The sequence below is a fragment of the Enterobacter sp. JJBC genome, from assembly GCF_036936505.1.
GTDB lineage: Bacteria > Pseudomonadota > Gammaproteobacteria > Enterobacterales > Enterobacteriaceae > Enterobacter > Enterobacter hormaechei_C.
The window spans coordinates 2,519,364-2,533,405 of sequence record NZ_CP136935.1; the positions used below are offsets into that span (position 1 = coordinate 2,519,364).

Genomic DNA, 14,042 nt, shown 5'->3' on the forward strand with positions numbered 1-14,042 from the left:
GCGTCATATCGCTTCAGGAATTTTCATCAAGGTGTGACTGGGTGCAGCATCATTTCGCGGATTAGCCCCGCCAGCTGGACGACCGCCTGCTCCTCCCGCTCGCCCCATCCCCATGAGGTATTGAAACGGAAAAACGGTGTCCAGATATTGGAGGTGGAAAACATCTTGCCGGGCGCAATGCTGATTTGATGGGTTAACGCCTTCTCACTCAACCGCCCCGCATCCAGCTGTTCAGGCAGTTCCAGCCATAAAAAGTAGCCGCTGTCGTTATGATGGATTTTGACGCCGGCAGGCATATGGCGCAAAAGCGATTGCCAGGCCTGCTGTTTGCGTTCAGCAAGCGTGCGTCGCAGGCGGCGAAGGTGGGCGTCGTAACGTTTGGTCGCCAGGTAATCCACCAGCGCCAGCTGCATGGGAGAACTGGTGGATAACGTACTCATCAGCTGCAACTGCTGAATACGGCGCGCATGTTTTCCCGCCGCCACCCAGCCAATACGAAAACCAGCCACCAGACACTTGGAGAATGAGGAGCAGTGCAACGTCATATCCTGCTTATCCCAGGCCTTTGCCGGAAGCGGCTTTTCGCGGCCAAAGTAGAGTTCGCTGTAAACATCGTCTTCAATCAGCGTGACGTTATGCCGGGTTAATAACGCCACCAGCTGAGCTTTCTTCTCTGCACTCAGCGTGAAGCCGAGCGGGTTCTGACTGTTGGTCATCAGCCAGCAGGCTTTCACCGGATAATCATTTAATGCCTGCTCAAGGGCACTGAGATCGATGCCCTCACGCACGTCAGTGGCAACCGACAGCGCTTTCAGTTTCAGACGTTCAAGCGCCTGGAGTGCGCCATAAAAACAGGGATTTTCAACGATAACCCAGTCCCCTGGTTCAGTCACAGCCTGCAAACTGAGGTTGAGCGCCTCAAGCGCACCCGCGGTGATCACAATTTCATCCGGGGAGATATTCATTCCCTGCTGAGCGTAGCGACGGGCAATGGCATGACGTAAGTCGACGTTACCCGGCGGCAGGTTTTCAATCACGCTCATGGCGGTAGCCGTTTTGCTGACGTTAGCCAGCGATCGGTTGAGTTGCTGAAGCGGGAAAAGGCGCGGATCGGGAAACGCCGAGGCAAAAGGGACAACGGAGGGGTCGCGGCTGGCCTGTAGCACGTCGAAGATATAGGTGTTGATGTCGACCACTTCATCGCGCATCACCTGCGCGGGCGGTGCAGGCTGGTGTGTGGTCGGGCGGGCGGCAACGTAATAGCCTGACTGCGGTCTGGCAACAATGCGCCCCTGACTTTCCAGCATCTGATACGCGTGGCCCACGGTCATAAAACTCATGCCGCTGCTTGCCACCTGCTCTCGCAGAGAAGGCAGCTTATCGCCCGGCAACCATACGCCAAGCTCAATCTGCGAGATAATTTGTTGCGCCAGACGCTGGTATTTTTTCATCAGATTCTCCTTATTGCTGACAGTGTATATCAGCAGGAGAAAAAGAGAAGATTTTGCTAACTGTTATGGGAAACGCGGCAGATTACTTGCGGTACTCAGTAATGTGATTCTGAGCCGAACGCGCTGCGGCCAGGTGGTCGAGCGTGATCATTGGCGATTTGCAGAAAATGCATTTCGCGCCGAACGGATTTTTGTCAGACACATCAAAAGCTGAGGTGCGGTACTGCGAGCCATAACAGCATGGGCAGCGGAAATGGATATAAGAAGTCATAGGATTCTCCTGTAAACGTAAAAACGTAAATTACTCATGAGCCGATCAGGCAAAAAATGGTTCGATACAAAACTAATCGGAATGTAGATAAAGACCCAAGAGAGGCTGCGGAGAGGCACAACGTGATGAGAACTGCTTTATAAAACTACGTCAGATATTTATTTGGATTCAAAACCAGAAATCCATTAACGCATGTTGCTGGCGACAAAGCAAGCTGTTTAATGCGTAATAATCATAAAAAGAAATTTTTTATTCTTACTTGTTAGCTATATCAGCCAGATAAAGTTCACCTTTTCACACAACTGTTATAGGTAAATTATCAATTTCTGCTTCTGATATCTCATTCCCCCCCTCTTTATTATAACAGTACACCGTTTAACATTGAGGCAATGCATGTTTGGTCCAGATGCGTTTCATCTTGCGCGAATACAGTTCGCCTTTACCGTATCCTTTCATATTATTTTTCCGGCGATAACCATTGGCCTGGCGAGCTATCTCGCCGTGCTGGAAGGGCTGTGGCTGAGAACAAAAAATCCCGTCTGGCGATCGCTGTACCATTTCTGGTCAAAGATCTTCGCCGTCAACTTTGGGATGGGCGTGGTCTCCGGCCTGGTGATGGCTTATCAGTTTGGCACCAACTGGAGCGGGTTTTCGCAGTTCGCGGGCAGTATTACCGGCCCCCTGCTGACCTATGAAGTGCTTACCGCGTTCTTCCTTGAGGCGGGGTTCCTCGGGGTGATGTTGTTTGGCTGGAATAAGGTCGGGCCGGGGCTGCACTTCTTTTCGACCTGCATGGTCGCACTGGGGACCCTCATGTCTACGTTCTGGATCCTCTCGTCAAACAGCTGGATGCAGACACCGCAAGGGTATGAAATCATCAACGGTCAGGTCGTTCCGGTGGACTGGTTTGCCGTGGTGTTTAACCCCTCCTTCCCTTACCGCCTGCTGCACATGTCGATAGCGGCATTTCTCAGCAGCGCACTGTTTGTTGGTGCCTCCGCGGCCTGGCATTTGCTGCGCGGAAACAATACCCCCGCTATTCGCACTATGTTCTCCATGGCGTTGTGGATGACGTTAATCGTGGCCCCAGTCCAGGCGCTGGTGGGGGATATGCACGGGCTTAATACCTTAAAACACCAGCCAGCGAAAATAGCCGCCATCGAAGGTCACTGGGAGAATCCGCCGGGTGAGCCTACTCCACTGCTGCTGTTTGGCTGGCCGGATATGGAGCAGGAACGGACCCGTTTTGGCCTGGAAATTCCCGCTCTCGGCAGCCTGATCCTGACCCACAGTCTCGATAAACAGGTTCCGGCATTGAAGGAGTTCCCAAAAGAAGATCGCCCGAACGCCACCATTGTCTTCTGGTCTTTCCGCATCATGGCCGGCCTGGGGATGTTGATGCTGCTCCTGGGCGTGACGGCAATCTGGCTGCGTTACAAACAGCGCCTTTATACATCACGTTCCTTCCTGTGGTTTGCCCTGCTGATGGGACCGTCCGGGCTGATCGCGATCCTCGCCGGATGGGTAACAACGGAGGTCGGCCGCCAGCCGTGGGTCGTCTATGGACTACAGCGTACGAAGGATGCGGTTTCCGCGCATGGCGATCTGCACATGAGCGTCAGTTTGCTGGCCTTCTTCGTAGTTTATACCGCGGTATTCGGCGTGGGTTACAGCTATATGGTGCGTCTGATTAAAAAAGGGCCGCAGCCCCATGAATCCTTCGCGACTGAATCCGATGGCCGCCCTGCTCGTCCGCTTTCTGCCGTCACCACTGAATTTAAGGAGTAACCGTAATGGGTATTGATCTTTCCATTATCTGGTTCGTGATTATCGTTTTCGCCACGTTGATGTATATCGTGATGGACGGTTTTGATCTGGGGATAGGCATCCTGTTTCCGGCAACGCCGAATGCGGACGACCGCGACGTGATGGTCAACAGCGTGGCTCCCGTCTGGGATGGCAACGAAACCTGGCTGGTGCTTGGCGGTGCGGCCCTGTTTGGCGCCTTTCCTCTCGCCTATGCGGTTATCATCGACGCGCTAACCATTCCACTGACAATCATGCTGATCGGGCTTATATTTCGTGGGGTCGCCTTCGAATTTCGCTTCAAGGCCACTCCGGCGCACCGCCCGTTCTGGGATAAGGCCTTTATTGGCGGGTCAATTGTGGCGACCTTCAGCCAGGGCATCACCGTCGGTGCGGTCATCCAGGGGTTCAGCGTCACCGGTCGAGCTTACAGCGGTGGTCCGTTTGACTGGTTTACCGCGTTCAATTTTTTCTGCGGAGCGGGTCTTGTGGTGGCTTACGCGCTGTTAGGATCAACGTGGCTGGTAATGAAAAGCGAAAATGCCCTGCAAAAGCGGATGCGTCAGCTATCGAAAGTGCTTCTGCCCCTGCTTCTGGTATTCATTGCGATAATCAGTATCTGGACCCCTCTCGCCCAACCAGCCATTGCTGCGCGCTGGTTTACTCTGCCGAATCTGTTTTATCTGCTGCCTGTTCCTGCGCTGGTTGCGATCCTGAGTCTGTGCCAGTGGCGCTGCCTGCACGATCCTGCGAGCCATACCCTGCCGTTTATCATGACGTTAGGGCTGGTTTTTCTTGGCTTTAGCGGGCTTGGGATCAGCATCTGGCCGCATATCATCCCGCCGGACATTACCCTCTGGCAGGCCGCTGCGCCGGCCCAAAGCCAGGGCTTTATGTTAGTGGGTGCACTGTTGATCATTCCCGTGATTCTGGTCTACACCTTCTGGAGTTATTACGTTTTTCGCGGAAAAGTACAGCATGGGGAGGGTTATCACTGATGCAACAACCTGTATGGAAACGTTTGATGTGGCTTGCCATCATCTGGGGCGGCAGCGTCCTGGCGCTGGCCTGCGTAAGTATGCTTTTTAAAATGCTGATGGCCGCAGCTGGATTTAAATCGCACTAACTCGCTGACCGGGCGCGCCGCCGCCCGGTCCCTTCCCGCACTTTCAGATAAACCCCATTAACACTCAGGAGGGTATGGTTACACTGAAAAAATATTTACAGCATTGATAGTTTGAGTAGAAAATGAAAAAGCTCGCGGCAGTAAGTTTAATCAGCCTTGTACTGGCTGGATGCGTTAATCCTGGTAAAGCCTCCGTTCAGACCGATCAGTTAGAGAATCACCGTTTCGTTCTTGAAAATGTGGATGGCAAAGCAGTCAAAGGCGGGAAAACGCAGCCTGAAATTCGCTTCAGTGCGCAACCCAATATCAGCCTGATCAACAACATTGTCGTCTCCGGCACAATGTGCAACGGCTTCAACGGCCAGGGTAAACTGTCCGAAGGAGAGTTGACGGTCAAAACGCTGGCAATGACGCGGAAACTCTGCACCGAGCCGCAGCTAAATGAACTGGATCAGACCATCGCCGATATGCTACGCACAGGCGCACAGGTAGACCTGACCGAAGACCAGTTAACGCTGGCGACAGCCAATAAGACATTGATGTTTAAGCGAGTTGAATAACTCAGTAGCTTCCGCACGAACCAACGGCAAGCGACTGCTCACTACAGCGTTTGCCATTTGGCAACGCGCACATGCCGATGGCTGAGCCGTCGAGCTGACGGGCAACGGAGAGTGAACCGCCGATCATTGCGCAGTTGGCCTGACCTGAACTGGACATAGCCGCTCGCATACCCTGCGTAACGTGTGCCGCTGTCGCCTGCTGTACAGGTTCATTGCTGCATGCCGACAACAGTAACGCGGCACATCCGACCCAAAATGCTGAACGCATACCTTCCTCCCCATAATTAACGCGAAACCTATGCATAATAGGCATCACGCGCCGCATCGTCGAGAGCGGATGTGCGTATTTATGCGCCCTGGTAACAATTTCTCGCAATTTTTTAACGCGAATAGCCTTCGAGTCATTGATACAGCGCATACCAAGGACACAAAAGCGAAAATCGTAAAACCTGAGCTTTGCTAAAATACACAGATAATATTCAGGGTCTGTCGTCGTTTTACAGACCCCTCTTTTTGCGCAATGTAAGGGTGTTGTCCTATGCAAACTATTGACGGCAATGGTGCAGTCGCGTCTGTTGCGTTTCGTACCAGCGAAGTGATCGCCATCTACCCCATCACTCCCAGCTCCACGATGGCTGAACAGGCTGACGCCTGGGCTGGTAATGGGATAAAAAACGTCTGGGGCGATGTCCCGCGGGTTGTTGAGATGCAGTCCGAAGCCGGGGCCATTGCCACCGTACATGGTGCGTTGCAGACCGGTGCCCTGTCGACCTCGTTTACGTCGTCTCAGGGGCTGCTGTTGATGATCCCCACGCTTTACAAGCTGGCAGGGCAATTAACGCCGTTTGTGTTGCACGTTGCCGCACGCACCGTAGCCACTCACGCTCTCTCTATTTTTGGCGACCACTCAGACGTGATGGCCGTGCGTCAGACCGGCTGCGCTATGCTCTGCGCCAGCAGCGTACAGGAAGCACAGGACTTCGCGCTGATATCGCATATCGCTACGCTGAAAAGCCGAGTGCCATTTATTCATTTCTTCGATGGTTTTCGCACGTCCCACGAGATCAATAAAATCGTTCCACTGCCGGACGACACCATTCTGAATCTGCTGCCGCAGGCTGACATCGATGCGCATCGCGCTCGCGCCCTCAATCCGGAACATCCGGTGATCCGGGGTACCTCTGCGAACCCGGATACCTATTTCCAGTCCCGCGAGGCGACAAACCCATGGTACAACGCGGTGTATGAGCACGTTGAACAGGCGATGGACGATTTTGCCGCTGCGACGGGCCGCGAATATAAGCCGTTTGAATATTATGGTCATCCGCAGGCCGAGCGCGTGATCGTCCTGATGGGCTCTGCCATCGGCACCTGCGAAGAGGTGGTCGATGAGCTGCTGACGCGTGGTGAAAAAGTTGGCGTGCTCAAAGTTCGCCTCTACCGTCCCTTCTCAGCGAAACACCTGCTCGCAGCCCTGCCGGACAGCGCGCGTGCCGTGGCAGTACTGGACCGCACCAAAGAACCTGGCGCACAGGCTGAGCCACTTTATCTGGATGTGATGACCGCACTGGCTGAGGCGTTTAACCGCGGTGAGCGCGAAACGCTGCCGCGCGTCATTGGCGGGCGTTATGGATTGTCTTCAAAAGAGTTCGGGCCGGAGTGCGTCCTTGCGGTATTTGCTGAACTGCGCGAGGCAAAACCGAAGCCGCGCTTTACGGTCGGCATTTATGATGACGTGACTAACCTTTCTCTCCCTTTGCCGGAAAACACCCTGCCCTCGAATGCGAAACTGGAAGCGCTGTTCTACGGTCTGGGCAGCGACGGCAGCGTCTCGGCGACCAAGAACAACATCAAAATTATCGGCAACTCTACGCCGTGGTATGCGCAAGGATATTTCGTTTACGACTCCAAAAAAGCGGGCGGACTGACCGTCTCCCACCTGCGCGTCAGCGAACACCCGATCCGCTCGGCATACCTGATTTCTCAGGCGGATTTTGTTGGCTGTCACCAGCTCCAGTTCATTGATAAATATCAGATGGCCGAGCGCCTGAAGCCTGGCGGTATTTTCCTGATCAACACCCCTTACAGCGCCGACGAGGTCTGGGCACGCCTGCCCCAGGAAGTGCAGGCAGTGCTTAACCAGAAACAGGCGCGCCTGTATGTCATTAACGCCGCGAAGATCGCCCGCGAATGCGGCCTGGCGGCGCGCATCAATACGGTTATGCAGATGGCGTTCTTCCACCTGACCAATATTCTGCCGGGCGACAGCGCGCTGATGGAACTCCAGGGGGCGATCGCCAAAAGCTACAGCAGCAAAGGTCAGGAACTGGTTGAGCGCAACTGGCAGGCGCTGGCGCTGGCCCGCGAATCGCTGTTCGCGGTGCCGTTGCAGCCGGTCAATGCCAGCAGTCCGAACCGGCCGCCAGTGGTGTCTGACGCCGCCCCGGATTTCGTCAAAACCGTCACGGCGGCGATGCTTGCCGGACTGGGAGACACCCTTCCCGTCTCTGCGCTTCCGCCTGACGGCACCTGGCCGATGGGCACGACCCGCTGGGAAAAACGCAACATTGCCGAAGCGATCCCTATCTGGAAAGAAGAGCTGTGCACCCAGTGCAACCACTGCGTGGCGGCCTGCCCGCACTCGGCTATTCGCGCCAAAGTGGTGTCACCAGAAGCGTTAGATGGCGCACCGGAAAGTTTGCACTCGCTGGATGTAAAATCCCGCGATATGCGTGGTCAGAAATATGTTCTTCAGGTGGCGCCGGAAGACTGTACCGGCTGTAACCTGTGCGTCGAGGTGTGCCCGGCGAAAGATCGTCAGGACCCGTCAATCAAAGCCATCAATATGATGTCGCGTCTTGAACATGTTGAAGAAGAGAAAGTGAATTATGATTTCTTCCTCGACCTGCCCGAAATCGATCGCAACAAGCTGGAACGCATTGACATTCGTACCTCGCAGCTCATCACCCCGCTCTTCGAGTACTCCGGGGCGTGCTCCGGCTGCGGCGAAACACCGTATATCAAACTGCTTACCCAGCTTTACGGCGACCGGATGCTGATTGCCAACGCGACGGGCTGCTCGTCGATCTACGGAGGTAACCTGCCGTCCACGCCGTACACTACCGACGCAAACGGTCGCGGCCCGGCGTGGGCAAACTCGCTTTTCGAGGACAACGCAGAATTTGGTCTGGGATTCCGTCTGACGGTCGATCAGCACCGCGCCCGCATAATGCGTCTGCTGGCACAGTTTGCCGATAAGATCCCGGCAGAACTGAATGATGCCCTGCATGCGGAGGCCACACCTGACGTTCGTCGCGCGCAGGTTGCTGAACTGCGCCACGCGCTTCAGGGTGTTGAAGGGGCTGAACAACTCCTGACTGATGCTGACGCGTTGGTTGAAAAATCTATCTGGCTGATCGGCGGCGACGGGTGGGCCTACGATATTGGTTTCGGTGGTCTTGATCATGTCCTGAGCCTGACCGAAAACGTCAATATTCTGGTGCTCGATACTCAGTGTTATTCCAACACCGGCGGACAGGCCTCGAAAGCAACGCCATTGGGGGCGGTCACGAAATTTGGTGAGCACGGCAAGCGCAAGGCGCGTAAAGATTTGGGCGTCAGCATGATGATGTATGGGCACGTCTACGTCGCGCAAATTTCGCTTGGGGCGCAGCTCAACCAGACGGTGAAAGCCATTCAGGAGGCGGAAGCGTATCCAGGCCCGTCGCTGATCATCGCCTACAGTCCGTGTGAGGAGCATGGCTACGATCTGGCACTCAGCCACGACCAGATGCGTCAGCTCACCGCAACCGGCTTCTGGCCACTGTACCGCTTTGATCCGCGCCGTGCCGATGAAGGGAAATTGCCGCTGGCGCTGGATTCGCGTCCGCCGTCAGACGCCCTTGCCGAAACCTTACTTCAGGAGCAGCGTTTCCGCAGGCTGAACGCCCAGCAGCCTGAAGTAGCAGAGCAGCTATGGAAGGATGCGGCAGCGGATCTTCAGAAGCGTTATGACTTTCTGGCGCAACTGGCAGGAAAAGCCGAAAAATCGACTAGTGAATAACCTGTATGCCCGGCTTGTCCGGGCATTTTTTTGCTATAAAAAAGCCCGATGCACGTGCACCGGGCGAATCCAGAAGATCGGTGAAAATTGCCTCAATGTTCTGAACAATATTCACGTGAATTATGGATGAAATAATCTTAAAGGCATATAACGGCGTGGAGATTATCTTGTTTTTCGCGTAATTAATAATTTTTATTTTGTATTGATTATAATAATTCATTCATGACGTTTATCATTATTTCAACCGCATCATTTAGTTTAGATTTTACTTAACCCGTAACAATTATATTTTATTCATCCGCCGCCAGAGTGATTTAGCATGGGACACCTTTCCTGCCCGGAAAGTTCACTAAGCAATAAAAAAATAACTGCAAAGGAATAATCAAAATGCAAAGAAAAGTACTGGCACTGATGATCCCCGCTTTGTTAATGGCTGGAGCCGCTCACGCAGCTGAAATTTATAATAAAGACGGCAATAAACTGGATCTGTATGGCAAAGTAGATGGTCTGCATTATTTCTCTGACGACGCGTCTAAAGATGGCGATCAAACCTATATGCGTCTGGGTTTTAAAGGTGAAACCCAAATCAACGACATGATGACCGGCTTCGCCCAATGGGAATATAACATTCAGGCAAACAACACCGAAGGTTCTGACAATCAGTCCTGGACGCGTCTGGCCTTCGCGGGCGTGAAAGTGGGCGATTACGGCTCCTTCGATTACGGCCGCAACTATGGCGTCCTGTACGACGTTGAAGGCTGGACCGATATGCTGCCAGAATTTGGTGGCGACTCTTATACTTATGCCGATAACTTTATGACCGGTCGTGCAAACGGCGTGGCGACCTACCGTAACACCGACTTCTTTGGTCTGGTGCAGGGTCTGAACTTCGCGGTGCAGTATCAGGGTAATAATGAAGGCAGCAACTGTGACGAGTATGGCTGCTCTCAGGAAGGCACTAATAACCGTTCAGATAACAACATTCGTAATCAAAACGGTGATGGCTTCGGTATCTCCACCACCTATGACTTTGGCATGGGCTTCAGCGCGGGCGCGGCATATGCGTCATCTGACCGTACCAACGATCAGGTTAGTGCTGGCACTGGCGCAGCATCTCAGTATGCAGGAGGCGATAAGGCGGATGCATGGACTGCCGGCCTGAAATATGACGCTAACAATATTTACCTGGCGGCAATGTATTCCGAAACCCGCAATATGACCCCTTATGGTTCAACCGATAGCCAAGATGGCGGCGGTATTGCAAACAAAACCCAGAACTTCGAAGTCACCGCACAATATCAGTTCGATTTCGGTCTGCGTCCGGCCATTTCCTATTTACAGTCTAAAGGTAAAGACCTGGGCAATGGCCAGGACGATAAAGACCTGGTAAAATATGCTGACGTCGGTGCTACCTATTATTTCAACAAAAACATGTCCACCTATGTTGATTACAAAATCAACCTGCTGGATGAAGATGATTCATTCTACAAAAACAATGGCATCGGTACGGATGACATTGTAGCGTTAGGTCTGGTTTACCAGTTCTAATCCCGTTAGCCCGCAGCGATCTGCGGGCTAGTTTTCATCGCTGTTTCGTCTGTTCTTTACGGAAAGAGAGATAGCCAAATACCCCGCTGTCGCCATCCATAGGGTGATTTACTCCATCCATTACCGCCACTTCCGGGAAGTCGAATGGCGTGACATTTTCCAGACAGGCGACATTCACACCATATTCATTGGGATTGGAACGTCGTTGGTGGAACGTGTAAATACCGCAAATCGAACAGAAGAAATGGCGCGCCGTGCCGGTGTTGAAACGGTACTCTGTGAGCGTGTCCGCGCCCTGCGTCACCTTAATGCCCGTCAAAGGCGCTGAAACCACGACCGCCCCACGCATCCTGCAAAACGAGCAGCTACATCGACGTGCGGTATTCAGGCCGTCCGTCAGCTCAACCGTAAATTTCACCGCCCCACAATGACACTGTGCATGACGAATGTCAGCCATCGCTTATACCCCTTTTCTCACTAACTCAGCCGCTTATAAAAAGACCTCATCTTCGACACCATCCCCCTTCTGCCTGCCGAGCCTTACCAGTTCATCGACAATACTTTCACGGTTGATGATCTTCTGGGATGAAACCAGCCCGATAACGGCGGCACCAATCGCCAGCCCAACTAATCCTGTCTGCTCGTCTTTATTTTTCATAGAAGCGCTCCCTTGTCCCCCTCAAAAGCGTAGCAGGATAACTGTAAAACGCGCTGGTACGCGGGAATGAGATCCGTGCTTTATCTCACCCGTTCATCCGGCAAAAAAGGGATGGATTCTGAGCGGTTATCAGACGACGTTGATGAGGATAACGTGAATAGCGGTGCGCGTAGAGAGGCCGTAATGGGTGTTAAAACCGCCTTCGTAAAGGCGGTTGGTCATTACTCTGGATCTTTATCGCCTGATTCAGGCGCTGAGCCAGGATCATCTTTCGGTTTTCTTCCATCCTTTTCCGGGTTATCCGGGCTGGGATTATAATCAGGATGGTCACCATGAACGGGACGGTCAGTCATTTTCACCTCCGTTTTTACTGCGTAAGCTGTAAGTGTAGACAACCCTTCAGTCTTAACCAAACTTCTCCTGTGGGGCTCATTTGTAAATCGTGCTGGCATTCGGCGCTGCAATCCGTACCATACACGACACACTTTCGCATGCTGGTTTTTACCGGTAGCCGCAAACCCGTCTTTTATCGCTAACCAGATGGGGCACGTAAATGCGCAGATGGTGTATGAAATCTATGCTACATGGATAGAAGAGATGAACACGAAGCTGACGCTTTGAAATCGTTTTCCTCACCCTGTGCCCCATTTGAGATCTGAGTAACGAATAGATGCAAGAAAATCAAGAGATTAACAAGAAAGAACAGTACAACCTGAATAAGCTACGCTGATTTTATTAACTCATTGATTGCTTTCGTTTTGTCAATTTATTCAATTAGTTAAAGCATAGCAGTTTCTCCCTAAAGCTACCCAGTAATACATTTTTAATGCCCTTTTTTTGCCCCTATTCCTCAGTTTTGCCCCTAAATTTGCCCCTAACTTTAGCCAGTGTGCCCTCCTTTTTCTCCCTGCCATATACTTTCAGTCTGACTGACTGGAGGTTTCTATGTGTGGACGTTTTGCACAAGCACAAACCCGTGAAGAATATCTGGCTTACCTGGCTCATGAAGCCGTTCGCGACATCGCATACGACCCGGAACCCATTGGCCGATACAACGTCGCGCCCGGTACCAAAGTTCTGTTGCTGAGCGAACGAGACGAACAGTTGCACCTCGATCCTGTCCTGTGGTCATATGCGCCCGGGTGGTGGGATAAGCCGCCACTGATTAACGCTCGCATCGAGACGGCGGCCACCAGCAGAATGTTTAAACCTCTCTGGCAGCATGGCCGGGCGATATGCTTCGCCGACGGATGGTTCGAATGGAAGAAGGAAGGCGACAAGAAACAGCCCTACTTTATTCACCGGGCAGATGGTCAGCCCATTTTCATGGCAGCGATCGGCAGTACGCCATTTGAGCGTGGTGATGAAGCAGAAGGTTTTCTGATTGTGACGTCTGCAGCTGACAAAGGACTGGTCGATATTCACGACCGACGGCCACTGGTTCTGTCACCGGAAGCAGCACGAGAATGGATGCGTCCTGGTGTAGGAGGGAACGAAGCTGAAGGAATAGTTGCCGACGGGACAGTGTCCGCCGACATGTTTATCTGGCATGCAGTGTCGCATGCTGTGGGTAATGTACGATACAACAATTCAAATGCAATCAGAGCGATAAACTAATCTTTGATTTTATACTTTTCATGCTGAATATTTTTCCTTGTATTTATTGCCAATGCCTTGAGTTTGCTGTGAGAAATACAACCTATTATTGCAATAAAGAAGACCACAGTCACACTTATGCAACAATTGTTTTTTATAGTAAGAATCAAGTCATTCATTGGCGCACTTAGTTCTTTTTTATTTACCAAGCAATAGAAAATATAATTTAACGTTGCCGCAGCAAACCAAATAAAAAAGGAAAGCACCCACTCAAAAAACCAAAAAACTCTTTTCTGTAGAGACAGAATGTAATTCTTCTCAGTTAACCATTCCAAAGAATCGACAACCACAAAATTGTAGTAAACAATTCTTTTCTTTCTGGTGAAAAATCCTTTAGATACTTTTATTCTTGTATGAATTGTAAGTGAGTTTGGGAGCCCTATATCTATTAAATTACGACTCACCCATTCGCAACGAAAGCTTTTCCACCACTTCCATATATGGAAGTAATCTCTGCAATTGCTGACAATGGGTTTGAAAAAAGAGACTGCCTCGCCTCTAAAAACTATAAAGAATTTTTGATTTTTATCCCCTACGGTACTAACACCCAGATTAGGATTGAACCGAGATGTAGCATAACATCTACCGCCTGTTAATGACATAAGACATCTAGACTTTAGTATATTGCTAAAATTATCCTCTCCATTCGAGAAGTGGTATAAGTGAGTTGCCTTTTGAGATAACCGCATCTTCAAAAACAACACAACAAAAATAAAAAAAGCACCAAATGGAATTAGTAAAACTGTAAAAACCCCTGATAAAAATAATGCAATTTTAATTAAGCACACAAAGAACCTTTTGGTAAAACTATTGCTAATGCTTTTACCATTAACTCGACCACTCATACCCCCCCCCATTAATTTATCAAAAATCCACATGAAACTGCATTCAGCACCCACCCAA

The 14,042-nt window shown here is 51.6% G+C and carries 14 protein-coding genes and 1 pseudogene; 8 read left to right on the forward strand and 7 right to left on the reverse strand.

The genetic code is table 11. The features are described 5' to 3' along the window. Positions 1–26: 26 nt before the first annotated feature. Positions 27–1,451, reverse strand: coding sequence for a PLP-dependent aminotransferase family protein (locus tag RY075_RS12170; RefSeq protein ID WP_017693361.1), 1,425 nt, complete (start codon positions 1,449–1,451; stop codon positions 27–29). Between the two features lie 82 nt (positions 1,452–1,533). After that, positions 1,534–1,722: a cold-shock protein gene (locus RY075_RS12175; RefSeq protein ID WP_100397297.1), complete on the reverse strand. Its 189-nt coding sequence runs from the start codon at positions 1,720–1,722 to the stop codon at positions 1,534–1,536. A gap of 393 nt (positions 1,723–2,115) precedes the next feature. Here RY075_RS12175 and RY075_RS12180 point away from each other — a divergent pair, with 393 nt between their 5' ends. The 4 genes from RY075_RS12180 (at position 2,116) to hslJ (ending at position 5,214) form a co-directional block, all read left to right on the forward strand. Continuing rightward, positions 2,116–3,510, forward strand: a complete 1,395-nt coding sequence (locus RY075_RS12180) for a cytochrome ubiquinol oxidase subunit I (RefSeq protein WP_045333086.1) — start codon at positions 2,116–2,118, stop codon at positions 3,508–3,510. 5 nt (positions 3,511–3,515) lie between these two features. After that, the gene (cydB, locus tag RY075_RS12185; protein WP_023314215.1) at positions 3,516–4,526 is read left to right on the forward strand and encodes a cytochrome d ubiquinol oxidase subunit II; all 1,011 of its coding nucleotides are present in this window, start codon (positions 3,516–3,518) and stop codon (positions 4,524–4,526) included. Beyond that, on the forward strand, positions 4,526–4,654 hold the full coding sequence (locus RY075_RS12190; RefSeq protein ID WP_017693358.1) for a DUF2474 domain-containing protein: 129 nt from the start codon (positions 4,526–4,528) through the stop codon (positions 4,652–4,654). The genes cydB and RY075_RS12190 overlap by 1 nt, the downstream gene beginning before the upstream one ends. Before the next feature lie 122 nt (positions 4,655–4,776). Beyond that, positions 4,777–5,214 (forward strand): heat shock protein HslJ, encoded by a 438-nt coding sequence (gene hslJ, locus RY075_RS12195; RefSeq protein WP_023314216.1) that lies wholly within the window; start codon positions 4,777–4,779, stop codon positions 5,212–5,214. A 1-nt stretch (position 5,215) separates the two neighbouring features. Here the strand turns inward: hslJ and RY075_RS12200 are convergent, their stop codons facing one another. Next, positions 5,216–5,482, reverse strand: a complete 267-nt coding sequence (locus RY075_RS12200; protein ID WP_338627749.1) for a DUF333 domain-containing protein — start codon at positions 5,480–5,482, stop codon at positions 5,216–5,218. Positions 5,483–5,752: 270 nt separating this feature from the next. Between RY075_RS12200 and nifJ the strand changes: the two genes are divergently transcribed. Next, positions 5,753–9,277, forward strand: coding sequence for a pyruvate:ferredoxin (flavodoxin) oxidoreductase (gene nifJ / locus RY075_RS12205; RefSeq protein WP_058674700.1), 3,525 nt, complete (start codon positions 5,753–5,755; stop codon positions 9,275–9,277). A gap of 387 nt (positions 9,278–9,664) precedes the next feature. After that, positions 9,665–10,825, forward strand: coding sequence for a porin OmpS2 (locus RY075_RS12210; RefSeq protein ID WP_003856933.1), 1,161 nt, complete (start codon positions 9,665–9,667; stop codon positions 10,823–10,825). A 34-nt stretch (positions 10,826–10,859) separates the two neighbouring features. Here the strand turns inward: RY075_RS12210 and RY075_RS12215 are convergent, their stop codons facing one another. The 3 genes from RY075_RS12215 to RY075_RS12225 form a co-directional block, all read right to left on the reverse strand. Beyond that, complete coding sequence (locus tag RY075_RS12215; protein ID WP_022651250.1) at positions 10,860–11,282, reverse strand: GFA family protein; 423 nt, start codon at positions 11,280–11,282, stop codon at positions 10,860–10,862. Between the two features lie 33 nt (positions 11,283–11,315). Continuing rightward, complete coding sequence (locus RY075_RS12220) at positions 11,316–11,483, reverse strand: hypothetical protein (protein WP_338627750.1); 168 nt, start codon at positions 11,481–11,483, stop codon at positions 11,316–11,318. Positions 11,484–11,704: 221 nt separating this feature from the next. Continuing rightward, entirely contained in the window at positions 11,705–11,836 is a 132-nt protein-coding gene (locus tag RY075_RS12225; protein ID WP_255301129.1) for a hypothetical protein, read from the reverse strand. A 70-nt stretch (positions 11,837–11,906) separates the two neighbouring features. Here RY075_RS12225 and RY075_RS12230 point away from each other — a divergent pair. Together RY075_RS12230 and RY075_RS12235 are read left to right on the forward strand one after the other, a co-directional pair. Further along, a pseudogene (locus RY075_RS12230) lies at positions 11,907–12,104 on the forward strand (tyrosine-type recombinase/integrase); the annotation flags it as partial. A 324-nt stretch (positions 12,105–12,428) separates the two neighbouring features. Continuing rightward, positions 12,429–13,100, forward strand: a complete 672-nt coding sequence (locus tag RY075_RS12235) for an SOS response-associated peptidase (protein WP_023324705.1) — start codon at positions 12,429–12,431, stop codon at positions 13,098–13,100. On the opposite strand, the gene RY075_RS12240 is transcribed toward RY075_RS12235, so the two are convergent. Continuing rightward, positions 13,097–14,017 carry a hypothetical protein gene (locus RY075_RS12240; RefSeq protein ID WP_185792863.1) on the reverse strand — a complete coding sequence of 307 codons (921 nt, stop codon included), beginning with the start codon at positions 14,015–14,017 and terminating at the stop codon, positions 13,097–13,099. The two genes, RY075_RS12235 and RY075_RS12240, sit on opposite strands and share 4 nt — an antisense overlap. Positions 14,018–14,042 lie beyond the last annotated feature (25 nt).